22 protein-coding genes are annotated in these 22,675 nt (G+C 68.2%); 13 read left to right on the top strand and 9 right to left on the bottom strand.

Annotated elements, in window-relative coordinates; genetic code table 11:
- Positions 1 to 166 precede the first annotated feature (166 nt).
- Both ACIODU_RS23835 and ACIODU_RS23830 read right to left on the bottom strand, forming a co-directional pair.
- A complete protein-coding gene (locus tag ACIODU_RS23835) occupies positions 167 to 847 on the bottom strand; it encodes a response regulator transcription factor (protein WP_046498012.1) in 681 nt (226 codons plus the stop codon).
- Positions 844 to 2,118, bottom strand: coding sequence for a cell wall metabolism sensor histidine kinase WalK (locus ACIODU_RS23830; RefSeq protein WP_161309254.1), 1,275 nt, complete (start codon positions 2,116 to 2,118; stop codon positions 844 to 846). Before ACIODU_RS23830 ends, ACIODU_RS23835 begins: the two co-directional genes overlap by 4 nt.
- 281 nt (positions 2,119 to 2,399) lie before the next feature.
- Here ACIODU_RS23830 and phoU point away from each other — a divergent pair, with 281 nt between their 5' ends.
- The gene (gene phoU, locus ACIODU_RS23825; protein WP_356432489.1) at positions 2,400 to 3,080 is read left to right on the top strand and encodes a phosphate signaling complex protein PhoU; all 681 of its coding nucleotides are present in this window, start codon (positions 2,400 to 2,402) and stop codon (positions 3,078 to 3,080) included.
- Positions 3,081 to 3,182: 102 nt separating this feature from the next.
- Positions 3,183 to 3,344, top strand: a complete 162-nt coding sequence (locus tag ACIODU_RS23820; protein ID WP_202532797.1) for a hypothetical protein — start codon at positions 3,183 to 3,185, stop codon at positions 3,342 to 3,344.
- A gap of 7 nt (positions 3,345 to 3,351) precedes the next feature.
- Here ACIODU_RS23820 and ACIODU_RS23815 read toward each other — a convergent pair whose 3' ends face one another.
- A complete protein-coding gene (locus ACIODU_RS23815) occupies positions 3,352 to 3,984 on the bottom strand; it encodes a GNAT family N-acetyltransferase (RefSeq protein ID WP_401769812.1) in 633 nt (210 codons plus the stop codon).
- 196 nt (positions 3,985 to 4,180) lie between these two features.
- On the opposite strand from ACIODU_RS23815, the gene ACIODU_RS23810 reads away from it, so the two are divergent.
- Genes ACIODU_RS23810 through ACIODU_RS23785 form a run of 6 tightly spaced genes read left to right on the top strand, consistent with a single transcriptional unit; the run spans position 4,181 to position 10,853 of the window.
- Positions 4,181 to 5,056, top strand: a complete 876-nt coding sequence (locus ACIODU_RS23810; protein ID WP_401769811.1) for an SCO2525 family SAM-dependent methyltransferase — start codon at positions 4,181 to 4,183, stop codon at positions 5,054 to 5,056.
- Positions 5,057 to 5,109: 53 nt separating this feature from the next.
- Positions 5,110 to 6,951: an SCO2524 family protein gene (locus ACIODU_RS23805; RefSeq protein WP_401769810.1), complete on the top strand. Its 1,842-nt coding sequence runs from the start codon at positions 5,110 to 5,112 to the stop codon at positions 6,949 to 6,951.
- Between the two features lie 3 nt (positions 6,952 to 6,954).
- Positions 6,955 to 7,872 carry an SCO2523 family variant P-loop protein gene (locus tag ACIODU_RS23800; protein ID WP_401769809.1) on the top strand — a complete coding sequence of 306 codons (918 nt, stop codon included), beginning with the start codon at positions 6,955 to 6,957 and terminating at the stop codon, positions 7,870 to 7,872.
- A gap of 31 nt (positions 7,873 to 7,903) precedes the next feature.
- Positions 7,904 to 8,875, top strand: a complete 972-nt coding sequence (locus tag ACIODU_RS23795) for an SCO2522 family protein (protein ID WP_401769808.1) — start codon at positions 7,904 to 7,906, stop codon at positions 8,873 to 8,875.
- Positions 8,876 to 8,912: 37 nt separating this feature from the next.
- The gene (locus tag ACIODU_RS23790) at positions 8,913 to 9,851 is read left to right on the top strand and encodes an SCO2521 family protein (protein WP_401769898.1); all 939 of its coding nucleotides are present in this window, start codon (positions 8,913 to 8,915) and stop codon (positions 9,849 to 9,851) included.
- A 45-nt stretch (positions 9,852 to 9,896) separates the two neighbouring features.
- Complete coding sequence (locus ACIODU_RS23785) at positions 9,897 to 10,853, top strand: DUF6879 family protein (protein WP_356432501.1); 957 nt, start codon at positions 9,897 to 9,899, stop codon at positions 10,851 to 10,853.
- A gap of 609 nt (positions 10,854 to 11,462) precedes the next feature.
- On the opposite strand, the gene ACIODU_RS23780 is transcribed toward ACIODU_RS23785, so the two are convergent.
- A complete protein-coding gene (locus tag ACIODU_RS23780) occupies positions 11,463 to 12,584 on the bottom strand; it encodes a DUF4062 domain-containing protein (RefSeq protein WP_401769807.1) in 1,122 nt (373 codons plus the stop codon).
- 84 nt (positions 12,585 to 12,668) lie between these two features.
- Between ACIODU_RS23780 and ACIODU_RS23775 the strand changes: the two genes are divergently transcribed.
- On the top strand, positions 12,669 to 13,121 hold the full coding sequence (locus ACIODU_RS23775; protein ID WP_401769806.1) for a hypothetical protein: 453 nt from the start codon (positions 12,669 to 12,671) through the stop codon (positions 13,119 to 13,121).
- Positions 13,122 to 13,298: 177 nt separating this feature from the next.
- Here ACIODU_RS23775 and ACIODU_RS23770 read toward each other — a convergent pair whose 3' ends face one another.
- The gene (locus tag ACIODU_RS23770; RefSeq protein ID WP_401769805.1) at positions 13,299 to 14,471 is read right to left on the bottom strand and encodes a serine hydrolase domain-containing protein; all 1,173 of its coding nucleotides are present in this window, start codon (positions 14,469 to 14,471) and stop codon (positions 13,299 to 13,301) included.
- A gap of 63 nt (positions 14,472 to 14,534) precedes the next feature.
- The gene (locus ACIODU_RS23765; protein ID WP_401769804.1) at positions 14,535 to 15,878 is read right to left on the bottom strand and encodes a transcriptional regulator; all 1,344 of its coding nucleotides are present in this window, start codon (positions 15,876 to 15,878) and stop codon (positions 14,535 to 14,537) included.
- 206 nt (positions 15,879 to 16,084) lie between these two features.
- On the opposite strand from ACIODU_RS23765, the gene ACIODU_RS23760 reads away from it, so the two are divergent.
- The 3 genes from ACIODU_RS23760 (at position 16,085) to ACIODU_RS23750 (ending at position 18,316) form a co-directional block, all read left to right on the top strand.
- Positions 16,085 to 16,252: a hypothetical protein gene (locus tag ACIODU_RS23760; RefSeq protein WP_401769803.1), complete on the top strand. Its 168-nt coding sequence runs from the start codon at positions 16,085 to 16,087 to the stop codon at positions 16,250 to 16,252.
- Between the two features lie 76 nt (positions 16,253 to 16,328).
- Positions 16,329 to 17,525: a JmjC domain-containing protein gene (locus ACIODU_RS23755; RefSeq protein WP_401769802.1), complete on the top strand. Its 1,197-nt coding sequence runs from the start codon at positions 16,329 to 16,331 to the stop codon at positions 17,523 to 17,525.
- Positions 17,459 to 18,316 carry an aldo/keto reductase gene (locus ACIODU_RS23750; RefSeq protein WP_401769801.1) on the top strand — a complete coding sequence of 286 codons (858 nt, stop codon included), beginning with the start codon at positions 17,459 to 17,461 and terminating at the stop codon, positions 18,314 to 18,316. Before ACIODU_RS23755 ends, ACIODU_RS23750 begins: the two co-directional genes overlap by 67 nt.
- Here the strand turns inward: ACIODU_RS23750 and ACIODU_RS23745 are convergent.
- Both ACIODU_RS23745 and ACIODU_RS23740 read right to left on the bottom strand, forming a co-directional pair.
- A complete protein-coding gene (locus ACIODU_RS23745) occupies positions 18,304 to 19,161 on the bottom strand; it encodes a hypothetical protein (protein WP_401769800.1) in 858 nt (285 codons plus the stop codon). The two genes, ACIODU_RS23750 and ACIODU_RS23745, sit on opposite strands and share 13 nt — an antisense overlap.
- A 371-nt stretch (positions 19,162 to 19,532) precedes the next feature.
- Positions 19,533 to 20,294 carry a phosphoglyceromutase gene (locus ACIODU_RS23740; RefSeq protein WP_401769799.1) on the bottom strand — a complete coding sequence of 254 codons (762 nt, stop codon included), beginning with the start codon at positions 20,292 to 20,294 and terminating at the stop codon, positions 19,533 to 19,535.
- Positions 20,295 to 20,490: 196 nt separating this feature from the next.
- Here ACIODU_RS23740 and ACIODU_RS23735 point away from each other — a divergent pair, with 196 nt between their 5' ends.
- Positions 20,491 to 21,843 carry an MDR family MFS transporter gene (locus ACIODU_RS23735; protein ID WP_401769798.1) on the top strand — a complete coding sequence of 451 codons (1,353 nt, stop codon included), beginning with the start codon at positions 20,491 to 20,493 and terminating at the stop codon, positions 21,841 to 21,843.
- A 324-nt stretch (positions 21,844 to 22,167) separates the two neighbouring features.
- On the opposite strand, the gene ACIODU_RS23730 is transcribed toward ACIODU_RS23735, so the two are convergent.
- On the bottom strand, positions 22,168 to 22,629 hold the full coding sequence (locus ACIODU_RS23730) for an ATP-binding protein (RefSeq protein WP_401769797.1): 462 nt from the start codon (positions 22,627 to 22,629) through the stop codon (positions 22,168 to 22,170).
- Between the last annotated feature and the right edge of the window lie 46 nt (positions 22,630 to 22,675).

The raw sequence follows: 22,675 nt of genomic DNA, 5'->3' as shown, positions 1-22,675 counted from the left end.
CCGGGGTATGCGGGTCCGCCCGTGTCGGGGCAGCCGTGGGCGGGGGCGGCCGCGTCCCGCGCGGCGGGCTTGGCCCGTACGTACCGCACCGGTGGGGCCCCCCCCCGGGGCTGGGGGGGCCGCCACAGTTCACCGCGGACAGCTGGGCCTCGCGGCCCGGGCCGGTCTACGGCTCGAACTTATAGCCGAGGCCTCGGACCGTCACCAGGTATCTGGGCGCGCCCGGGTCCGGCTCGATCTTGGCGCGCAGGCGCTTGACGTGCACGTCGAGGGTCTTGGTGTCCCCCACGTAGTCCGCTCCCCAGACGCGGTCGATCAGCTGCATCCGGGTCAGGACCCGGCCCGCGTTCCGCAGGAGCATCTCCAGCAGGTCGAACTCCTTGAGCGGGAGGTCGACCTTGCCGCCGGAGACGGTGACGACGTGGCGGTCCACGTCCATCCGGACCGGGCCGGCCTCCAGGGCCGCCGGCGTGACCTCCTCCGGCTCTCCCCTGCGGCGCAGCACCGCGCGGATGCGGGCCACCAGCTCCCGCGAGGAGAAGGGCTTGGTCACGTAGTCGTCGGCCCCTATTTCCAGGCCGACGACCTTGTCGATCTCACTGTCCTTGGCGGTGACCATGATCACCGGGACGTTGGACCTGCCGCGCAGCTGGCGGCAGACCTCGGTGCCCGGCAGGCCGGGCAGCATCAGGTCGAGGAGGACGAGGTCGGCGCCGTTGCGTTCGAACTCGTCGAGCCCCGCGGGCCCGGTGGTCGCGATCGCGACCTCGAAGCCTTCCTTGCGGAGCATGTAGGAAAGAGCGTCGCTGAAGGATTCCTCATCCTCGACGACGAGCACTCGGGTCACGGAAGGACCTCCGGGGCAGGAATCACGGTGGGTGAGTCAAGGGCGAGACTGGAGTCGGTGTCGGTGTCGTAGGGGGCCTGGTCGTCATCGTCGTCCGTGGCGGGTTTTCTGTGGTCCCGTACGGTGCCCGCCTCGGGCAGCCTCAGGGTGAAGGTGGAGCCCTGACCCTCGGAGCTCCACACCGTGACCTCTCCGCCGTGCGAGGCGGCCACATGTTTGACGATGGCGAGGCCGAGCCCCGTACCACCGGTGGCGCGGGAGCGTGCCGGGTCGACGCGGTAGAACCGCTCGAAGACCCGCTCGCGATCCTTCTCGGAGATGCCTATGCCCTGGTCGGTCACGGCTATCTCGATCAGGTCCCCGCCGGGAGCGCTCACCCTCTGCGCGGCGATGCCGACGCGGGTGCGGGCCGGGGAGTAGTTGACGGCGTTCTCGACGAGATTGCCCAGGGCCGCGGCGAGCTGGCCGCGATTGCCCCATACGTGCAGATCGACAGTACCTCCTGCGGCCATGGTGATCTGCTTCGTGGACGCCGCGTGCCGGGACCGGTCGATGGCCTCGGCGACGAGTTCGTCCACCCGTACCGGCTCCGCGTCCTCCAGCGGGTCGTCGTTCTGCACCCGGGAGAGGTCGATGAGTTCCTGTACGAGATTGGTGAGCCGGGTCGCCTCGATCTGCATCCGCCCGGCGAAGCGGGTGACCGCCTCGGGGTCGTCCGAAGCGTCCATGACAGCCTCGGAGAGCAGGGAGAGCGCGCCCGTCGGGGTCTTCAGCTCGTGGCTGACGTTGGCGACGAAATCGCGCCGTACCGCTTCGATACGGCGGGCCTCCGTAAGGTCCTCGACCAGCAGCAGCACCAGCCGGGAGCCGAGCGGGGCCACCCGGGCGGAGACGGCGAGGGCCTCGCCCCGGCCCGTACCGCGCCGGGGGAGATCCAGCTCCACCTGCCGTATCTCCCCGTCCCTGCGGGTGTCCCTGGCCATGTGGAGCATCGGCTCGACCGCGAGCTTGCCGCCCCGGACCAGACCCAGCGCGTACGCCGCCGAGCTGGCCTTGACCACGGAGTCGCTCTCGTCGAGGACCACGGCGGAGGAGCGGAGCACGGACAGGACCGTGTCGACCCCGGGGGGCAGGACGGCGTCCGTGTGCAGGGAGGTGCGGGTGGGTCTGGCCTGGTCGCGTTCGCTCCAGCGAAACGCCAGCATGGCGATCACGCCGGTGCACACCCCGGCGATCGCTGCCAATGCGGCGACTGCCGCGTTCACGTCCATGCGACCCAGGTTATGCGCGGGTACGGACACTCTCCCAGCGCTCATGGTGTCTCCTCGAACACTCGTCGCCCAGAGTTCACCGAGGGGATAGTGCCGGTTCACTTGTGAGGGAGGCGCCCGACGCGTAACGGACAGAACGTGGGACCGTGGGGCCCCGGCCCCCCGGCGTCACGTGCGTGAGCACGTACGGTCCCGGAGCACGAGCACTAACGGACCCGGAGCACGTACCGGAGCCCAGCACGTAACAAGAGCCAGAGCACGTACAAGAGAGGGACTACCCCATGCGGGACGCGTACCACGAGGAACTGGACTCGATAGGCGAAGACCTCGTCGAGATGGCCCGGCTGGTCGGTTCCGCCATAGGGCGGGCCACCACGGCCATGCTGGACGCCGACCTGCGGCTCGCCGAGAGCGTGATCGCCGCGGACGAGAAGGTCGACACGCTCCAGCACGACCTGGAGGCCAGGGCGATCGCGCTGCTGGCGCGGCAGCAGCCGGTCGCGACGGACCTGCGCATCGTGGTGACCTCGCTGCGCATGAGCGCCGACCTGGAGCGGGCGGGCGACCTGGCCCAGCACGTGGCCAAGCAGGCGCGCCTCCGGTTCCCGCAGTCGCCGGTGCCGCACGACCTGCACACCACGCTGCTGGAGATGGGGCAGCTGGCGCAGCGGCTGATGGCGAAGGCCGCCGAGGTCATCATCACGAAGGACGTCGACCTGGCGCTGGAGCTGGAGCAGGACGACGACGAGATGGACCTGCTGCACCGGACGCTGTTCCAGCACCTGATGGACGACCGGTGGAAGCACGGCATCGAGACGGCGGTGGACGTGACGCTGCTGGGCCGGTACTACGAGCGGTTCGCGGACCACGCGGTGTCGGTGGCGAAGCGGGTCGTCTACCTGGTGACGGGCGAGCACGCGGACGAGATCCAGACGGCGGAGGCGCCGGTGGAGGGCGCGTAGCGCTCCTGCGCTGATGCGCTGCCGGTGCGCCGTTGATGCGACCGCCGGGGTGGGCGTGCAATGGGAAGAGGCGGCATCCGGTACGCCTTTGAGGAGGATCCCATGGCCGATTCCCCCACCACCGACCCGCAGCAGGACGCGCCGCCGGTTCCCAGGGCCCCCCACGAAGGGGTCGTGCACCTGCCGCTGCTCGGCGCGTGCGGCTGCGGCTCGGGCTGCGGCTGCGGCTGTCAGCAGGGCGCGCCGTGCCAGTGCGGCGGCTGAGGCTGTTTCACTGGTCCGTTCGTGTGTCTGGTGTGTCTGGTGCGTTTTGTCTGTCCGGTCTGTCCGGTCCGTCCAGGGGCCGTACCACCTCGTCGGGGTGGTACGGCCCTTCGGCCGTCAGCGGCAGCGCCATCAGTACGCGGTCCCCGTCGGGGCCGAAGTAGTCGTCGCGGTGGGCGATACGGGTGAAGCCCAGGGACACGTACAGCTTGATGGCCCGCGTGTTGGCGGGTTCGACGGTGAGCCAGACCTCGCCGACGCCCTCCGCGCGCAGCCGGCGCAGCGCCTCGCCCATCAGCCGGCGGCCGAGGCCGAGTCCCTGCCACTGCTGGTGGATGGCCAGGCCCAGCACCCAACTGCGGCTCTTGTCGGGCTTGGTGCCCGCGAGGACGTAGCCGTGGAAGGCGGTGCCGTCGTCGAGGACGTACAGGTCGTCGCGGTAGAGGTCGTAGAACTGGCGCAGGACGAAGTACGGGTAGGCCTGCGCCTTGAATATCTCCTTGTCCAGGCGGTGCAGTTCGGGCAGGTCGTCCTCGGTGACCGCTCTCAGCCGCAGGGGCCGGCCGTCGGGGCCGGCGAGGCGCGTCGCGGCGGGGACGGTGCGGGGAGGACCGGGGACGGTGCGGGGCAGAGAGGTCATGCGGCTCCCTCGTGGCACTCGTACGGGTGACAACCGGACCCAGCATCACCCGCCCGATCTGACCGTTCAAGGCGGGATCAGGACCGAAATGCGCGTACGCCGCGGCGCGCCCCTCGTGCGCCCTCGCTGACGTGCCGTCACCCCGGAGGGTCCGCGGCACGGGACACGGAGGGAGCTGTGGCCCTACCATTGAATGATGGATCCGAGGTCGCCCGACGTCACGGACGTCACGGACGGGACATCAGCAGAGGCAGCGCGGGAAGCCCGGCGAGAGGCCGAACACGAGCTGAATGCCGAGGCTTCCTGGGACCTGTTCGACTCCGCCGCCTACGTTGATCACAATTATCGCTTTCTACGGTCCGACGACGCGCGGATTCTGCACCTCGTCCGGGACCATTTCAGCGATTACTTCCGCTCCTTTCCCGAGAGATCCGGCGGCCCTGTTCCCGGGACCGGCGGTCCTGTTCATGGGATCGACGTCGGCGCGGGTGCCAACCTCTACCCCGCGCTCTCGATGCTCCCGTGGTGCGACACCATCACCCTCTTCGAGCGCTCCTCCGCCAACATCGCGTATCTGGAGGGCCAGCGGCCGCACTACGACACGCACTGGGACGAGTTCTGGGACGTGCTGCGCGGCCGGGACGCGTACCGCGAGCTGGCGGAGCACGACGACCCGCGGGTCGTGTTCCGCAAGACCGTCGAGGTGGCACAGGGCGACCTCTTCTCCCTCGACCGGTTCCTGGGGCGGTGGTCCCTGGGCACGATGTTCTTCGTCGCCGAGTCGATGTCGACCTCGCACCGGGAATTCGAGACCGGCGTGGAGCGCTTCCTGCGCGCCCTGGCGCCGGGCGCGCCCTTCGCCGCCGCCTTCATGGAGGGCTCGCAGGGGTACAAGGTGGGCGAGCGGTTCTTCCCGGCGTGCAGTGTGACCGGTACGGAGATCCGGGCGGCCCTCGCCCCGTACGCGGAGGAGGACGTCACGATCACCCCCATCGGCATGCCGGGCGGGGCGCTGCGGCCCGGGTACGAAGGAATGATCGTGGCGTGCGGCCGGCGTAATTCCGTCCAGTGAATTCCTGAGCGCTTCCCGATTGACGGTGCGGGGACCTGTACGAGGGATATGGGATGCAGATCAAGCCACGCCAGCATCTGCTGGACATCTGGCAGGCAATCGCGCGCCATTCGTTCGTGGACGGCGAATGGGAGTGGGGCGAATGGGGCGGGAGAAGCAGTGTCGCGGACGCCGAACGGCTGCTCTGCCTCATGTATCCGGCCACGGAGATCCCGGCGTTCCGGCTCGACGACCCGGACACGACGGAACGGGACGTCCAGGCCGCGCTGAAGAGCGTCGGCGGGCGTCTGGAGCTGCCGGGCAAGCTCGTCACGGTCCTCGCCGAGTTCATGCGGACGCACGCGGCGGAGGACAAGAGACCCAGTTTCTCCGGGGGTTACTACTTCATCTCCGGCGATCCCGAGCAGGACCTCACCCAGGAGCAGCGTGAACTGGGCGTCGTGGACGCCTTCTCGATGTCGATCACCCTCTCCCTCGCCACCCTCGGCTTCCTCAAGGTGTACGAGACCCGGACGCGCCGCGCCGAAGTACGGGCCCTGATCGACGAGTTGAAGGCCGCCACCGAGGTACGGCTCACCGCGGCGATGGTCAGCCTGCTGCGCTCGTTCACCGTCAACGTCTTCGACCCGGAGGAGGCGCAGGGCCGTACGCTCGGCAAGCTCCTCGGCCAGGGGCAGGTCTCGGAGCGGGTGGTCCTCCAGCAGTTCCAGCGCCGCTTCAAGGCGTTGCGCGCCACCGTCAGCGAGAGCTTCACCCTCGGGGTCGACGTCGCCGACCGCCTCAAGGACGACAACCAGCTCTTCGAGATCGGCTGGGCCTGGAGCCTGGTGAAGGACGCCCCGCCGGTGGAGACCGTCGAGCCGATCGGCCCGCAGCCGGACGGGGTCGCGGACCCCATCCCGTACCTCTACTTCACGGTCGTCGCCCTCGACGGCATCCAGGACCTGTTCTCCGACCGCACGCTCACGCTGGGTCTGCTCAACACCGAACAGCAGCGGCTGGCCGAGGCGTTACGGCTGCGCTGGGAGGTCACCCAGCAGTACTGGTCGGGCATCGCCCGCTTCGGCGAGGGCAGTTGGCCGCTGGAGGACATCCCCTGGCGTACGACGGGACAGCGGCTGGAGTCCGAGTACTTCTCGCTGTCCGTCGCCGCCATCCTCGTCCAGGACCTGGTGCGCCGGCGCGCGACGGACGACGACCTCACCCGTACCGTCGGCATCATGGAGCGCCTCGCCGAACGGGGCCGTATCACCAGCCGCATGACCCAGAACGACTCCGCCATCGGGCTGCACCGGCCGGGTGTCCGGCTGCCGCTCCAGGGCAGCCAGCGCGTCGGGCCGCCGATGGAGTGGACCATGGGCGACTTCTCGGCGCAGCTGCTCAAGCGGAGCATCCAACTCTGCGCGCTGTCCCGGAACATATCGGCGCACGACCGGCTGCTGCGGCTCGCCGAGCGGATCTTCGACCACGTGTGGACCCGGCGGATCAGGACCGGCGACGAGGCCGGGCTGTGGGACCACATCCAGGCCGTGTATCCCGAAGCGCCGCCCGACGAGGGGCCGTTGTCGTGGAACATCACGGAGCGCGTCACCGAGTGCATGGTCGCCGCGCGCCAGCTCTACACCCAGCCGCCGATCCGCAGCTCCGAACTGGCCACCCTGGCGGCCGCCCTGCTCAGCGAGGCGACCCACCTGCTCGGCAACGAACAGCTGGAACCGACCTCGCTCGCCGACGGCTCCCACGGCATCGCGCTCAAGAGCGTCGAGGTCAAACTCCGCCGAGCCCGGCTCATCCTCGACGACCAGCCCGGCACGGCCGTCGCGCTGACCCTGGACGTGCTGGGCGAACTGGACACCCTGGCCCTGGCCAGGCACACCGCCTCCCGGGGAGTGTGAACGGTGCTCGTCTTCGCCGCCTCCGACAAGGGAGGCACCGGGCGTTCCGTCACCAGCGCCAACGTCGCCTACCGCAAGGCGCTCGCCGGGGACGACGTCTGCTACCTGGACTTCGACTTCGGCTCCCCCACGGCCGCCGCGGTCTTCGACGTGCCGGGCGCGCTGCGCGGCATCGAGCACGGCGGGCTGCACTCGTACCTCCAGGGCAAGGCCGCCGAGCCGGTACGGATCGACGTGTGGGCCGACACGGAGCACGAGGTGCTGCGCCACCGGCCCACCGGCTCGGGCGGTCTGGTGCTGCTGCCCGGGGACCGCAGCGGGGGCGAATTCGCCGTCGGCAAGGACGCGTTGGGCCGGTGCGTGGACCTCTTCCTGCGGCTCAACAGCGAGTTCGACCTGGTGGTGGTCGACCTGAGCGCGGGCCGCAGTTACGCGACGGACATGGTCCTCGAAGCCACCTCCCGGCCGGAGTTGAGGGGCGTCGACGCCCGCTGGCTCGTCTACCACCGCTGGACGCGGCAGCATGTGATCGCGGCCGCCGGGCTGGTGTTCGGTGCGCGCGGCATCGTGGCGGGCGGGGTGGCGCGCGGGCACGACGAGGACCGGCTGCGGGGCAGCATCCGGTTCGTACGGGCCGCCGTACCGGATCCCGAGTCGGCGCTGTGGTCGCAGGTGCCGCCGGCCCAGTCGGCGTGGATGCGCAAGTGCGACCAGGACCTCAACAAGCTGGCGGCGGAGCTGGACGTCGGGTTCAGCCGGGTGCTGGGGGCGGTGCCGCTGGAGCCGGTGCTCCAGTGGCGGGAGCAGCTGATCACGGACGAGGACGTGCTGGCGAGCCGGGTGGCGAACATGGAGACGCGGCAGGCGCTGGAGGAACTGGCGGCGCGGCTGACGGACGACGACGCGTGGGGGCAGACGTGAGCGCCTGGGGCCAGACGTGAGGGACGGCGGGGTGGCGGCTCCCGGGGCGGGGGCCGTCTTCCGGGAGACCGCCGCGGAACCCCGTACCCAATCCGTACCGCTCGCCCATGTCTCCCTGGAACTGGGCCACTTGTACATGGAGGACTTCGAGGCCGGACCCGGGCGGCTGCGTGAGCACTTCGCGCGGGTACGGCCCTGGGCGGACGCGGTCCGCGCCTCCGCCGCGGTGGGCGGCCGGCGGCCCCGGATCAGTACGTGCTTCCTCATCGACGACTACTTCACCCGCTTCTCCTCCCCCGCCGAGCTCGTCCCGGTCCTCCTCGCGGAGGCCGGGGACGCCGGGCTGACGATCGACTACCTGGCCCGTGAGTCGGGGTGCGCGGTCGCCGACGGGATCGCGGTCGCCGAGGCCGTGGCCCACCGCCTGGTGGAGTCGCCGCCCGCCGGCAGCGACGGTTCGCGGCCGCCCGCCGGCGAGAGCGGCTGGCTGGCCAACGGCGAACGCGGCCCGGACACCGGCACGTTGGAGGCCATGGCGCAGGTCCCGTCGTGGACGCCGCCCACCGAGACCGCGGCCCGGCGCCACTCCGTCTTCGTGGACGTCGAGATGTGGGACGACCGCGACAACCGCCGTACGTGGTCGTGTCCGTTCCTCGCCGCGGTCTGGCAGCTGGCCCGGCTCGGACTGCTGCGGCACCACGGCGAAGCCGTACTACGTCCCCGGGTATGGCCGGACGGCGAGGCGTTCCCGCGCCGGTGGGACGACCTGCCGCCGCTCGTCCAGCTCAACGCGTCGGCGGCGCCCTTCTCCGCGTACCGCACGGCTTCCGTACTCCCGTCGCGGTTCCTGTCCGTCGAGCACGCCGTCCGGGTCATCCTCGACCAGGTCGACGCGGACCGGGGCGCGCTGAGCCAGGTCGCCGAGCGCTCCGCGCGCGAGGGGCTGGCGGTCCCGGACGAGATCGCCGACCGCGCCTCCTACGTCTTCTACACGGGACCCTGACGTGGCCGCCCCAGGGGACGGCGCGGAGTGGGTGGTGATGTGCGGGGAGGTACGGACGGCCCTGCTCCAGCACGCGCAGTCGCTGCCGGGCGCGGCGGCCGCGGACCTGCTCCAACTGCGCGGCGACGAAAGGGTCCTGGTCTCGGAGCGCCCCAACGCGTACGCCGTGTCGGCGGACGTGCTCACGGGCGTGGACTGCCGGCTGCCGACCTCGTCCGGGGCGAAGGTCAGGGCCGTCGGAACGGTCTCTTCTCGCGCCGTACTCACCGGCGGCCGCGTCCTCCAGGCGGGCGCGGTCTTCCGCTCTCCTGCCTCCGGCCCGGACCAACGACAGCCGTGGGGGCACTACTTGGCGCGTCCGGGAGTGGTAGAGCCGTTCGGAAAACTCTCCGAACGATCCGTGGCGGAGGGTTTTCTGCTTCCCCACCAGCGCCCCGGCGACGTGGATATCGGTGCGATCTCGGAACGGTTGCTCAGCAGGCTCCTCAGGCATCAACTGCTCGACCAACGGGCACCCTTCAAGTCCCGGCGCACTCGGCTGCGCTGGGTCGCACTGCTGGCCCCCGACGGTGAGGGCCCTTCGATCGAACGCTTCACCCTTGCCGAGGACGGGCTGCGCACCGTGGAGCTGCGGCTGCCGGCGGGTACGGGATCCGCCGCCGCCGCGAGTCTCTGCGAGGACCTGGCCCTGCACGACTGGCTGCTCACGACGCTCGTACGGATGGTCGAGCGCAGCCGGCTCGGGTCGGCCGACGGACGCGACGCGGTCACGGCACTGCGTCCGGCCGTCGACCACCTGCTGCACCTGTGGATGCCGAAGGCTCGTGCGGACCGGGCGCTGGGCCCGCTGTGGGAGGTGTTGGAACGGGAACCAGGCTTCACCCGGCAGTGGCAGACCCTGGTCCAGCGGATCAGGGACCAACTGGCCCTACAGGCCATTCCGTTGCGGCGCGACCCCGCCCTGACCATCCGCTGACGGACGCGGGCGCGCCGCACGATCCCAACGGGGGGACTCGTACACATGGTCGTACAGACGGACGGATCGCCGAGAAGGCAGGGCGCGGGGAGCACCCCCGCGCCGGGGCCGCTGGGCATCCCGCCGTTCCTGCTGAAGTCGCTGATCACGGCGTTCATCGGCGGGACGGCGTACTTACTCACGAACATCACCGATCAGCCGGAGGTGTGGAAGCTGACCGCTTCCATCTTCCTGGGGGGCGCGTCGCTGATCATCCAGTACATGATCGACTTCGAGCGGCGGCTGGGCGGGGTGGAGGACACGCTCACCGAGCACAACGCGGAGATGACGCGGCTGGTCGCGCGTGGCTTCGCCCGTATAAACGAAGTCACCGAACTCTTCGGCCTGGTGGACCGCTCAGCCCTCCCTCCCGACGGGGTCACGCGCCTGGTCCGCAGCGCGACGGAGGTCGGTTCGAGCGCCCCCGCGATCATGCAGGCGTTCGCGCGGGAGGAGATCAGCCGCCTGACGACGCTGATGGAGAACCTCAACCAGAAGCTGGTGGACTACGAGGGCGAGGACCACGACTGGATCGTGAGCCTGACGCACTGCGCGGCCCAGACGATCGACGCGACGAGCACGTCGGTGGACCGCGACTTCTGGCCGAGCGAACTGGGCCAACGCTACCTACGGGCGCAACGCGACGCGGTCAAGGAACGCCAGGTCCGCATCCGCCGCCTGTTCATAGTGGAGACGCCGGACCACAACACCCCAGAACTCCAACAGTTCTGCGACAACCAACAAAGCCTCGGCATCGAGGTCCGCGTCCTGGCCCTGTCAGAACTCTCCCCGATCGCCCGCATGGACGAAACGAACGACTTCATCGTCTTCGACGAGTCGCTGTCGTACGAGATCGGCTTCGACCTACGGGGCGTCAACACCAAAACAATCATGGACCTAAGAGCAGACAGAGTAGCCAAACGAGTCCAACGCTTCAGGGCCCTGTGGGAGGCAGGCGAGTAACTGCCGCGGTGCTCCGATGGTCGGTGAGGTAGCGCGTGACCCGACGGGACGCTCACTCCACCACTCCCGGACCGTTTTCGCGGTCCACCGCGAGTCCCCGTCACAGCCGTACCCGAGAAACGGGTCTTGGTCTGCCGCCTCGATCAGCAGAGCGGTGTCCGCACGCGTCTTGGGCTGGCGATAGACGTACTCGGAGAGGTACTCACCGCCGTAGAGAACATGGCTGGGCGCCGCAAGCCGCCCCGTCCAACAGGTGTCGGTCTCCCCACCGTAGGAGGGTCCGGGAACGTTGAGCCAAAGCCGGTCTTCCCAACGCCCGGTGAATGCGAGGCGATCGTCGCCGAGGCCGGCGAGGGCGTCGAAATAGAGCGTCACCCGCCGAGGCTAGAGCATCCATTCGATCACCGCGTCCGACGGGCAAAGGACTCGGTCCTGTCGATCGGCTCAGTAGGCTCGGTCCTCTCCTGGCGCTCCTCCACAGGACCAAAACAGCACTGAGTAGCGGGATCAGGCTGAGACGACGTTCCGCTCAGCTCGTAGGAACCGAATGAGTACACACCAACTGGTCCGGTAGCCCTAGCCGGATCGGTTGACGATCTCTCTGGGGTGCTAGCGCGCGGAAGGGTGCTGTCTGACCAGCGCTCGCGAGAGAGGTCCGGCGACTTCCTTGGCCCCGGTGCCCAGAGCGGCCAGAGTGACGGACTCATCGGCCTCGGTTCGCAGCGTCAGGTTCGAAAGGTGGGACATCTGGGCACTACGTCGCGACTGATGCGGATTGAACCTGTCGACGCTGGTCTGTGAGTTGCACGAGACGCCGGCCGCGACGACGATTTGACCTGGCTGGACGATGTTCAGCGCGCCTATGAATTTCAGCAGGCCAGTAATCTGGTGAGGCAGGACTTCGGGATCCAGGATCGATCCCAGGCCGTCCCGTGGGAGCGTGGCTCGGGCGGAAATCTGACCTGTCTTGTAGAGGCGGACTTCCGCGAGTTCGCCCGGCTGGGGTGCGTCCCATGATCGAGGCCGTCCGGAAGGGACGCCCACCGCTACGTGGTCTCGGGATCTGGAGAGGGAAAGCGCAACGTCACCCTTGACCAGTCCGGTAGTGCGGATTCGGTCCACCAAGGATGCACCGAACTGCTCCAGCTCGCGATCGGAGTGCCCGGCGAAGCCCAGAGGCAAGACGTGCAGTTCCAGCAGGGTGACGTTGTTGTCGGCCAAAGGGTTGATCCCCTTGGTCTCCAGGGTCCAGCTTATGTCAGGGGGCACCGTCAGTTTCGTAAAGGCAAGAGGAGATGTGCCGACCTCCAACTCCTTTATCTTCTGCACGACTTTGGTCTGAAGCTCAGAGGTCGTGGTGAACGAGTCACGGAACACTCCGGTGGCATAGGCCTGCACGATCCGCGTGAATTCGAGCTGAGCGGGCTCAAATTCCACCTCCAGCTTGCGGTAGACGAGCCTATTCATACCTGCTACTTGAGCAGCCACCCATTCGTCGTGCGTCGCCGACTGCCCCGTCTCGGGAAAGACGTGACCATACTTCGGGCCCAGCAGGAAGAGGCAGACATCCGCAGATGCCAGGGCCTCCAGGCACGCCTCCCGGCTGGGTGTGGTCTGTGCCGAGAAGTCCTCGAAGCGCACAGGGGTGTGCCCTAGCGCGCTGATCAGGCCTTTTAGGGAGTCTCGCTCCTCTTCTAGGCCTCGGCGGGCACTACTGATGAAGATTTTCACGCTACGGTATCTCCAGTGCTGGCGGTTGGTTTCTTGGGCGAAACGGACGGCTGGCGTAGTGGGTGGAGACGAGGGGGTTCTTTCATGGCCGAGGTCTCAGAAGAGGCGATACGCTCCTATTGGAAGGAGCATCGGGAGCAGTTACGGCAATGCGAAACCCAGCGCTCCACGCTGACAAATCTTCTGATCGTCGTCACGGCCGCCTTGAGCGCACTGATCGTCCAGCAGAAGTTCACGCTGAACGTGATGCCTCTGTGCTTCTTCGTCATACTGGCCGGTGCATACGGCGCTGTCGCCGTCTCCAAATACTATGAGCGGGCGTCCTATCACCTTCTTCAGGCTCGGGCCTTGACCAAGACCTTGGTGGAACAGGGAGTGCTGGGTTCTGACGAAGAACTCATTCGGGCGCGCGCTGAGCACTACCGAAGATTTCCGCGGTTGCATCGTGTTCGGCTACACCGGCTCTGGGTGTATCTGCATCTTGCCATCGTTCTCTACGGGCTGTCTCTTCTTTTTGTGTGCGTCGTAGTTGCCTGACGGCCCACAAGATCTTTTCGCGGTGGGAAGCTGGTCGTGCCGTCTGAGATGTCTCGGTCCTACAGGTGAGGCGGTGACGGGTCACGGCGCGGCAAAGCCAATAACGTCTGATAGTCCCGTGGAGAGGGCGAGTTCGCTCCCTCAGGCCCTGCGAGTCTCCCCGATTGCTCGGAAAACTCAGACCAAAGACCTTCTTACTGCCTGGGCCAGCAAGGTCGCACGCACATCGTCGGGGCCTCCGACGATGTGGTTCATGACGTATCCGAACGCGATGCCATGCCCCGGGTCGGCGAAGCCGAGTGAGCCGCCTCGTCCTGTGTGGCCGAAGGCGGCCGGGCCGGTCATGGGAACGTCCTCGGTCGGCAGCATGTATCCGGAGCTGAACCGGCTGGGTACCACCATCACCTGGTCCGGGCCCCCGGCTTGTTCCTTGGTGGCTGCGGCCAGGGTTTCGGGGGTGAACAGACGTACCCCGTCTACCTCGCCGATCAGCGCGGCGTACATGCGTGCCAGGCTGTGCGCGGTGCCGATGCCGTTGGAGGAGGGAAGCTCCGCGGCCTGGACCTGAGGGGAGCCGAAGTCGATGTCCGCCGGGTCGGTGACCGCGAAGGCCCTGTTGCTGAGCGAGTTCGGGTCGCGCCACGCGACGACGAGGTCACGCAGTTCCTCGGGGACCGACTCCTCGGGCACGGTGGTGAGATCGACGTCCGGCTTCCGGTACACCATGCGGCTGAGTCGGCTCTGTTCACCGGCTGGCAGCCCGATGAAGAAGTCCAGAGCCAGCGGCGCGGCAATCTCCTCGGCGAAAAAGCGGCCCGGCGTGCGACCGGACACCCGGCGGATCACCTCGCCGACCAGCCAGCCCCAGGTCCGTCCGTGGTATCCGTGTGCCGTCCCCGGAGTCCACTGCGGACGCTGAGCGGCCAAGGCTGCTGCCATGGGGTGCCAGGACAGTGCGTCGCCGAGCGGCACCGGCTGGTCTAGCGTGACCAAGCCTGCCCGGTGGGACAGCAGCCAGTGCACCGGGATGTCCGCCTTGCCGTTCACGGCGAACTCCGGCCAGTACTCGGCCACTGGGGCGTCCATGTCCAGCGCGCCACGTTGGGCCAGTAGATGCGCCGCCGTGGCAGTAGCCCCCTTGGTCGCCGAGTAGACGAGTTGAAGGGTGTTGCGTTCCCACGGGCGGCCAGTGTCCACATCAGAGACTCCGGCCCACAGGTCCACGACCGGTCGGCCGTCCTGGTAGACGCATACCGCCGCGCCGATGTCCCCGCGCTCGGCGAAGTTCGCCGCGAATGCCTCAAGTACCGGTTCGAACCCTGCTGTGACCTCACCGTTGATCACTGTCATGCGGCCCATCCTGACACCCCAGGGCCCCTGCACCGAAGGGGAGTTGAACCAAGCCAGCGGGGATCAGACGCCGACGAGCACCGCCTGGAGACGCTCGCGGAACTCACGGACGGCCCACACGGCCTTATGGGGATCGAGCTGCGAGGAGAACTCCTTCAACCGGTCCAGTGCCCGCACCGAGCTGACCTTGTCCTCCAGGAGCGCGGCACCGTAGTTCGCCGCGTCCAGCGCTCCGTCCAGGTCGCCACCTGTCAGCCGGGCCTCAGCCAGCTGGCTGGAACGAACGGCCTTGTCCCGGGGGGCGGCCCGCTGGACGGAGATCTCCAGAGAACGCGTCGCTCGCTCCACCTGCCCCGCGCGGAGCAGAACCTTACCCTCGGTCGACTTCACCTGCGCCTCGCCGAACCAGTCGAGCCAGTCGGGGGCATCACCTACCGTCTGGCGTTCCCAGAGGGAAGCGGCACGATTGAGCGCTGTACCAGCCCTCTGATGATCCCCGTCGCGGGACAGTGCCTCGGCCTGGTGCAAGTAGAGGAAGCACTGAGTGGAGGGCGACAGGGTGCGGGGAGCGTTGTCGATGGCGGTCGAGATGAGGTCGACTCGCTCGGCCGTACGCCCGGCCTCGGAGACGTGGACGCCCATCTCGGCGAGGATGAAGGCACCGAACGAGTCGTCCCCGCCGGTACGAGCAGTGCGCAGTGCGCCGACGTAGTACCGCTGTCCTGCGGACCGCAGACCCGCGTCGTAGGCCATCCAGCCGGTGAGGTGCGATGTTCGGGCCGCCAGCGCGTACAGGCGAACACGGATGTCGTCCGTGTACCGGCCGCCGCTGAGCAGCCCCGTGATCAGGGACAGGTCTCCTCGCGCCTGCTCCAGAAGCCGGGCACCCCCCAATAGGTCATCGAGCGTGCGGAGTGTGCTGACACGCTGCTCGATCGTCGAGACCATCACGTCGGTGACGCGGTCTCCGTTGACCGCCGAGGCGAACGCTGAGGGGGCCTCGACCCAACTTGCCGCGAGCCCGGTCAGGGTGGCGCCGGTGATGGTGAGAAAGCCTCGTCGATCCAACCGTCCACTCCCCACTAGATCGGCCAACGCCTCGACGGTACCGGCCTCGGTCCAGGGTGCGGTGAGACCCGTCACCTCCCAGACCGGAAGCCACTGCGGCCACGCCTCCGTACGCGTTCGGTCGCACGGCACCGACAGCAGGTTGCCGAGCACGCGCTGGGCGTCCGCGTCCGGTTCCTGCCCCTGCTCCCACTTCCAGACGGTCGTGCGATTCGTCGCCAGGGGAATGCCGAGCAGCTTTCCACGCGCCTGCATGAGGCGGGCGAACTCGGCCTTCCCCCATCCACGCGTCTGGCGGACGAAGGTCAAAGGATGGACCGCTAAGGGCGCACCGGGCACGTCATCACTCCTGCCGTGTCAACAGGGCGGTTGAGGGCTGCCTTTCACCCCCGCCTACGAGGGTGGCGTCCCCTGGAGAAACCCCCTGGAAACGTTCCGTGCCCCAGGGTGGCGGCCGTTGACTGGACACCACCCAACGTGACTGCGGCACGCAGCCTCCTGTCGGCATTCCGGCGGGAGGAACCCAAAAGGAGAAGGAGAACGAGATGGCAGAGAACCCGACACCACCGACAACCCCCAGCGACCTCCTGGTCGCGGTCAAGGAGCTGGCCTCCGTTCACGACCGGTACGACAGCCTCCGGTCGGACAACGCAGGTAGTTCCGGCGATTCACCCTGGCCCGGCGGCGACGGCAACCTGCACGACAGCGAGTAGCAGGAAGCGGCGGGGTCCGTGGTTCTGCCTGCGGACCCCACCGTTCCCTGTCAGCCGATCTCACGAGGAGGAAATGATGGAACACCGGTTGATCAGCGCCATCGAAACGGCGCTCGGGTGGAACGGCGCGGGCGAACTCGGCAAAGGCTTCGTAAGGGGAAGCGTCAACGACCCGGATCTGATCTCTCGCTTACTCACCCCGAACCGCCTGCTCGACATCGTGATGCGCCGAAGCCTGAATCGCCCGCAGTTCCGAGTCTTCCAGGAGAGCGAGGAAGTACACCCTGCCGTCTACTTCACCGACAGCGTCAGCCCTCGGGGGCAGAGCATCCCCATGGTGAACATGCTCAGCCTCGGGCGTCTGTTGGAAGAGGGGGCCACAGTGATCCTCGACCAGGCCAATCTCTTCGACCCGACGATGGAGGTCGCCTGCCGGGCACTGCAGTGGTGGTCGCACGAGCGCGTTCAGGTCAACTCCTATCTGACGACGAACGAGGCGTCGGGTTTCCCGCTGCACTGGGACGACCACGATGTGCTGATCGTCCAGTTGGCGGGCGAGAAGGGCTGGGAGGTCCGTCATACCTCCCGGGCCGTGCCCCTGTACCGGGACGCCGATTCCAACGACATCCCGAGCGAAGAGATCCTGTGGTCCGGGGTGATGAAGGCTGGTGACGTGATGCACATCCCCCGTGGTCACTGGCACCAGGCGACCCGCAACGGCCACGGGTCAGGGAAGAGCCTCCACGTCACGTTCGGAATCACCAAGCGCACCGGAGCGAGCTGGCTGGCGTGGTTGGGCGACTGGTGCCGCGAGAAAGAGATCTTCCGGCACGACTTGAACCGTCGTGATGGGGCGGCATTCCATGCCCTGATGGAGACCGCTACTCAGCTGATCACCGAGCGTCCTCCGGCCGACTTCCTGTCCGCGTACGAGCAGGCGATGCCGCTTCCTCGGCAGGTCCCCTTCCTCAACGTCTTCGGATCGCTCGACACCGTGGTGTGCACCACGCACTTCCCTCCGCGGATGGAGGAGAACGGCGAGACCGTCGATGTCCTGGGCTCGGGGAAGAAGCTGACCTTCATGGCCAAGGCGCTGCCCTCCCTGCGGCTCCTGCTGAGCGGAGCGCCCGTCTCGCCGGCCGGGGCGGCCTCCGTGGTCGGGGCCGAAGTGGCGGAGGTAGCCGAAATCCTGGTGAAGGAGGAGCTGTGCGCGGTGCTTACCCCCGAGTTGTCCTCGGGCTACACAGGTCTCGTCACGAACGCCATCTCCTGACGGGCGCGCTGGATCTCGGCGTCGCCGCGATCGATACGAGCACCAACTACCTCGGCTTCCGCTCGCACACCGTCCTGGCACGAGTGGCCGGTGACCTCCTGCCGAGGCTCACGGTCTCCACAAAGGTGGGTTATTTCCCCGGGACAAAGCAGTCGGAGCATTCCCTGGACGGGGCACGGCTGTACAAGGCCGTGGAAAAAGCCGCCGGGGACCTGGGGCGAGAGCCTGACGTGGTGTTTCTCCACAACCCTGAACAGTCCCTCCGCGACGGGGGCGGCCATGGACGGGACGCGCTGACCCAAGCGTGCGCCGCCTTGGACGACGCCACCTCGAAGGGGTTGTGCGGTGCTTGGGGCGTTGCTACCTGGGACCCGCTACCGCTGGTCGACCTGGTCGATCCGTCCGCACCGAAGCCATCGGTCCTCATGGGGCGAGCCGGGCTGCTGGTCGGTATCAGAACGCTCGACACCGTGGAAGCCCTCGCCAAGGCCTGGGACCTCGACCGCGGTCGAGTGTGGGGTATGAGTCCCTTCGACGGAAGTACGGGTGCCTCGGTGTGGGGGCGAATCGATCCCAGGATCTTCCTCCGTGGCGGTGACACGTTCTCCCGTATCCAGGCGGCCTTTCGTGCCTCGTACTGCCTCCCTTGTGTCGGTACGGTGGCTGTCGGCACGAACGATCCGACTCATCTGGGTGAACTGGTCGACGCTCTGGCAGCCGAGGCAGATGAGCGGGCGATCCGCGAGTACCGCGGCCTCCTGAGGGAGCGGTTGCGCGGTCAGCCCGCCTGAAGGTCGGCGGTGAACTGCCGTGACATGCGCCGGGCGGGGTCGATACGAGGGTCTTCCGGGTGCGCGTGCGGTCCGAGGATTTTCGAGCATACGAAGAGCGTCATCAGCTTGCCGTCCCGGCTCTCGAAGTCGTGGCGCCGCTCGCGCCGTACGCGGTCGGCCAGAGTGGGGACGGCGAGCGAGGCGGCCCAGAGTGTCGCGGCGTCGAGGCCCTGGGGGGCGTTTCCCCAGTCCTCCCAGTCGAAGAGGGAGAAGACCGGCGCGCTCATGTTGGCCCAGTTCAGGTCGGCGTGGGCCGGTCCCCACCGTTCGACGGTCGTGTCGATCTCCTCGGGGAACGCGCTCCGGATCGACTCGGTGACCACGGCCTGTGTGATCGTGACAGTGTCCGGGGTGGCCACCCTGCTGGTCGTGTTCCGCGTGAGGGCGTCCAGGGAAGCTCCGAAGGCGCGCCACCACTCCTCGGACAGCACCGGCTCCTCGCTCAGTACGGCGGTCCCGATCGGGTTGCCGGGAAGGAGATCGGTCTCGTCGGCCCGCCACATCACCGGCTCGTCCGGGTCCCGCCAGACCACACACCCCTGCCACGCCGGCCGGGCCACGCCTTCGAGGCGAGCGGCGCTCTCCGTACCGTTCCACCCCTGCTCGGAGATCTTGCCGAGAGGGCGCCGCTCGACTCGTACCCAGGTGTCGCGGTCGGTCCGGGCCCCGACGGACCGGCGCTTGCGTACTACTGTGTCCGGATCCAAGCGCGTCCGAAGGGCGCGCTCGACACGTTCGAGAAGCTCGTCCACCGGCTCGACTCGAAGGTCAACAGCGCTGGCAGTGGAGCCCGAGTGCGTCATGCGGGGACGGTAGCAGTGCGTCGCGACGCTACCGGGGCATCTGAGCCAAGGAACCCCCGGCTGGCCGACCGCCCGACGCTGGCCTGACCCTGCCGGCAGAAACGTCAGAAGTGGCCGAAGAAGCGCCCCCACCAAGGTCAGCACTGTCCAGCTCTCCCTCGGCCTGTGCTTCCTCCGTACCGAGGAAGGCGCCCGGGTTGTCCGCGCAGACCAGCGCCAGTGATCAACCACTCCGGATCATCCAGCTCGCATCAGGGGCGATCACGCTGCGCCCGGTGCGGCGCTGCCTGCGGCCCACCCACATGAACGCAGCAACAAGCCCCCTACCAGCGGAGAAGCCGAAGGTAGAGGGCCTGTCCGACCAGCTCTGGTTACTTCTTCTTGCCTTGGTTCTTGACCGCTTCGATCGCTGCCGCCGCCGCGTCCGCGTCCAGGTACGTGCCGCCCGGGTTGGTCGGGTGGAAGTCTGCGTCCAGGTCGTAGACCAGGGGGATGCCTGTGGGGATGTTCAGGCTCGCGATGTCCGCGTCCGAGATTCCGTCCAGGTGCTTGACCAGGCCGCGGAGGCTGTTGCCGTGGGCCGCTACCAGGACTGTGCGGCCTGCGAGGAGGTCGGGGACGATGCCGTCGTACCAGTATGGGAGCATGCGCTCCACCACGTCCTTGAGGCACTCCGTCCGCGGGCGCAGTTCGCTCGGGATCGTCGCGTAGCGCGGGTCGGCGCTCTGCGAGAACTCCGTGCCGTCCTCGAGGGCCGGCGGCGGGGTGTCGTACGAGCGGCGCCAGAGCATGAACTGCTCCTCGCCGAACTCGGCGAGCGTCTGCGCCTTGTCCTTGCCCTGGAGGGCACCGTAGTGGCGTTCGTTCAGGCGCCAGGAGCGCTGTACGGGGATCCAGGAGCGGTCCGCCGACTCCAGCGCGAGCTGGGCGGTGCGGATGGCGCGCTTCTGGAGGGAGGTGTGCAGTACGTCGGGCAGCAGGCCGGCGTCCTTGAGCAGCTCACCGCCGCGCACCGCCTCCTTCTCGCCCTTCTCCGTGAGGTTGACGTCCACCCAGCCGGTGAACAGGTTCTTGGCGTTCCATTCGCTCTCGCCGTGGCGGAGGAGGATCAGTTTGTACGGTGCGTCGGCCATGAGGCAGAGCCTAATCGACCCCTCGGAGGGGCGTTCGGAGACCGTCTCGGTTTGGACGCCGCCGGGTATTGGGTGGCGTTCGGTCGGCGGGCGTCTGTAAGTTGCCTGGAGGTGATGAGACGCTTACCTGGTTGGGGGCCGGTCGCGCTCGTACCTCCCGTACCACCTGCCTCTTCGCCGCCCCTGGGGGATGTCCATGCCAGTCACCGGTCCCACCGCGATCGTGTCCGGGCTGCGGCGTGCCACCAGGGAGACCGTCTCGGGGCTGCCCCGGGAGTTCTGGTGGCTGTGGACGAGCACCCTCGTCAACCGGCTCGGCGCCTTCGTCGCCACCTTCATGGCCCTCTACCTCACGATGGACCGCGGCTACTCGGCCTCGTACGCCGGTCTCGTCGTCTCCCTCCACGGCCTCGGCGGAGTGGTCTCCTCGCTCGTCGCCGGGGTGATGACCGACCGGCTCGGGCGGCGGCCGACGATGCTGATCGCGCAGACGTCGACGGCCGGGTCGGTCGCGCTGCTGGGCTTCATGCACGATCCGCTGGCCATCGCGGGGGTCGCGTTCCTGGTCGGGATGACGTCCAACGCGTCCCGGCCGGCGGTCCAGGCGATGATGGCGGACATCGTCCGCCCCGAGGATCGCGTCCGGGCCTTCTCCCTCAACTACTGGGCGATCAACCTCGGCTTCGCCATCTCCTCCGCCGGGGCCGGCTTCGTCGCCGAGTACAGCTATCTCGCCGGATTCCTCGGGGAGGCTCTGCTGACGTTCGCGTGTGCGGTGGTCGTCTTCCTGAAGCTGCCGGAGTCCCGGCCGGTACGGGTGAAGAGCGCCGTACAGACGTCCGTGGTCACGGATGTCGGCATGGGGGCCGTGCTGCGCGACGGGCGGTTCATGAGCGTCGTCGGGCTGTCTTTTCTCGTCTCGCTCATCTTCATGCAGGGGTACGTGGCCCTCCCCGTGGCCATGGGCACGGACGGGTTCACCAGCGCCGACTACGGGCTGGCGATCGCCGTCAACGGCGTCCTGATCGTCGTGATGCAGATCCCGGTCACCCGTTTCATCGAACACCGCGACCCACGCCGCCTGCTGATCCTGTCGTCGCTGCTCGCGGGGTACGGCTTCGGCCTGACGGCCTTCGCGGACTCGATCGCCGTCTACGCCCTGACCGTCTGCGTCTGGAGCATGGCCGAGATCGTCAACGCGCCGACCCAGACGGGCCTGGTGGTACGACTCTCCCCGGTGCACGGCCGAGGCCGCTACCAGGGCATGTACACGCTGTCCTGGGCCGCGTCCGCCCTCGTCGCCCCGTTGGTGGGCGGCTTCGTGATCGACCGCTTCGGTGCGGAGTGGTTGTGGGGGACGTGTGCGGTGCTGGGGACGGTGGCCGGGGTGGGGTACTGGTTGCTGATGCGGGGGTTGGGCGAGGAGAAGGGGGAGGGGGAGGGGGAGGACGGGGTGGTGGCTGGGGTGGAGGAGCGCGTGGAGGTGGAACCGGTGTCGCCGGTGTCGCCGGTGGTGCCCTCGGCGATCAGCCCTTCGCCTGGCGACTAGTCGCCAAGTACTGGCGCGCCTCGACTTTTCTTTCGATGATCGGAGGTAGACGGCCTGACCAACCGTCTGCCCCCATCGCGCCGGCCCGACCCCTCGGGGCCGGGTCGGCGCGGTGTTCTGTTCTGTATGGGTCTCCTGTATGCCCGATCGCTGGTGGTACGAGTCGTCACGTACGGGGATCCGGTCGGTCGTCCGGGGCCGGGGCTGGGGCTGGGTCCTGCTCGCGTTCCGGCTTCGGTGTGAGGACCAGGCCCGCGGCTGTGACCCCGAGCGTGATCGCTATGAAGAGGAAGTCCCAGTACGGGCCGCCGCCGTCGGCCGCCGTCATGCGGAAGCGGACCTGGTGAGGGTGAACCAGACCGCCTTGGTCGTGGGCGAGGCGCCGCCGTGGATGGTCGCTCCCCACGCGTGCGCGAGTGTCTCCACGAGCAACAACCCCTGGCCCGAGGACCGTTCGTACGTGGGGTGAGGAGGACACGTGGGGTGCGGCCTCTGAGGTACGGGCAGAGCCCACGGCTTGTCGTCCGCGACGGATACGGTGACCTGCTTGCGGTTGATCGTCACGGTGACCCGGATGAGCTGGGTGCAGGTGTGCCGGTGTGCGTTGGTGACCACCTCGGTCACACACAACTGCGCGTCGTCGAGCAGGACATCGTGCCTGCTGATCAGGAGGACAGAACCGACGAAGTCGCGGGCGATCTTCGGCGCGGAGGCCGTGTTGGGCACGGCCAGGCGGTAGGTTTCGCCGCCTTGTGGGGGAGCTAATGCTGTGGCGGTGAGGGTCATCTTGTCGTCTCCCAACGTTGTGGCGGGACGCGCGGTGGCGCGGGTG

It is taken from the genome of Streptomyces sp. NPDC088261, from assembly GCF_044740805.1.
Classification (GTDB): Bacteria; Actinomycetota; Actinomycetes; order Streptomycetales; family Streptomycetaceae; genus Streptomyces.
Note: the sequence above shows the minus strand (reverse complement) of the source record. Positions and strands in the feature narration are given on the sequence as shown.

Excerpts from the sequence above, each read along its gene's own strand:
- ACIODU_RS23830 (WP_161309254.1), bottom strand. The coding sequence starts at position 2,118 with ATGGACGTGAACGCGGCAGTCGCCGCATTGGCAGCGATCGCCGGGGTG.
- phoU (WP_356432489.1), top strand. The coding sequence starts at position 2,400 with ATGCGGGACGCGTACCACGAGGAACTGGACTCGATAGGCGAAGACCTC.
- ACIODU_RS23820 (WP_202532797.1), top strand. The coding sequence starts at position 3,183 with ATGGCCGATTCCCCCACCACCGACCCGCAGCAGGACGCGCCGCCGGTT.
- ACIODU_RS23815 (WP_401769812.1), bottom strand. The coding sequence starts at position 3,984 with ATGACCTCTCTGCCCCGCACCGTCCCCGGTCCTCCCCGCACCGTCCCC.
- ACIODU_RS23810 (WP_401769811.1), top strand. The coding sequence starts at position 4,181 with ATGGATCCGAGGTCGCCCGACGTCACGGACGTCACGGACGGGACATCA.
- ACIODU_RS23805 (WP_401769810.1), top strand. The coding sequence starts at position 5,110 with ATGCAGATCAAGCCACGCCAGCATCTGCTGGACATCTGGCAGGCAATC.
- ACIODU_RS23790 (WP_401769898.1), top strand. The coding sequence starts at position 8,913 with ATGTGCGGGGAGGTACGGACGGCCCTGCTCCAGCACGCGCAGTCGCTG.
- ACIODU_RS23785 (WP_356432501.1), top strand. The coding sequence starts at position 9,897 with ATGGTCGTACAGACGGACGGATCGCCGAGAAGGCAGGGCGCGGGGAGC.
- ACIODU_RS23775 (WP_401769806.1), top strand. The coding sequence starts at position 12,669 with ATGGCCGAGGTCTCAGAAGAGGCGATACGCTCCTATTGGAAGGAGCAT.
- ACIODU_RS23770 (WP_401769805.1), bottom strand. The coding sequence starts at position 14,471 with ATGACAGTGATCAACGGTGAGGTCACAGCAGGGTTCGAACCGGTACTT.
- ACIODU_RS23760 (WP_401769803.1), top strand. The coding sequence starts at position 16,085 with ATGGCAGAGAACCCGACACCACCGACAACCCCCAGCGACCTCCTGGTC.
- ACIODU_RS23755 (WP_401769802.1), top strand. The coding sequence starts at position 16,329 with ATGGAACACCGGTTGATCAGCGCCATCGAAACGGCGCTCGGGTGGAAC.
- ACIODU_RS23745 (WP_401769800.1), bottom strand. The coding sequence starts at position 19,161 with ATGACGCACTCGGGCTCCACTGCCAGCGCTGTTGACCTTCGAGTCGAG.
- ACIODU_RS23740 (WP_401769799.1), bottom strand. The coding sequence starts at position 20,294 with ATGGCCGACGCACCGTACAAACTGATCCTCCTCCGCCACGGCGAGAGC.
- ACIODU_RS23735 (WP_401769798.1), top strand. The coding sequence starts at position 20,491 with ATGCCAGTCACCGGTCCCACCGCGATCGTGTCCGGGCTGCGGCGTGCC.
- ACIODU_RS23730 (WP_401769797.1), bottom strand. The coding sequence starts at position 22,629 with ATGACCCTCACCGCCACAGCATTAGCTCCCCCACAAGGCGGCGAAACC.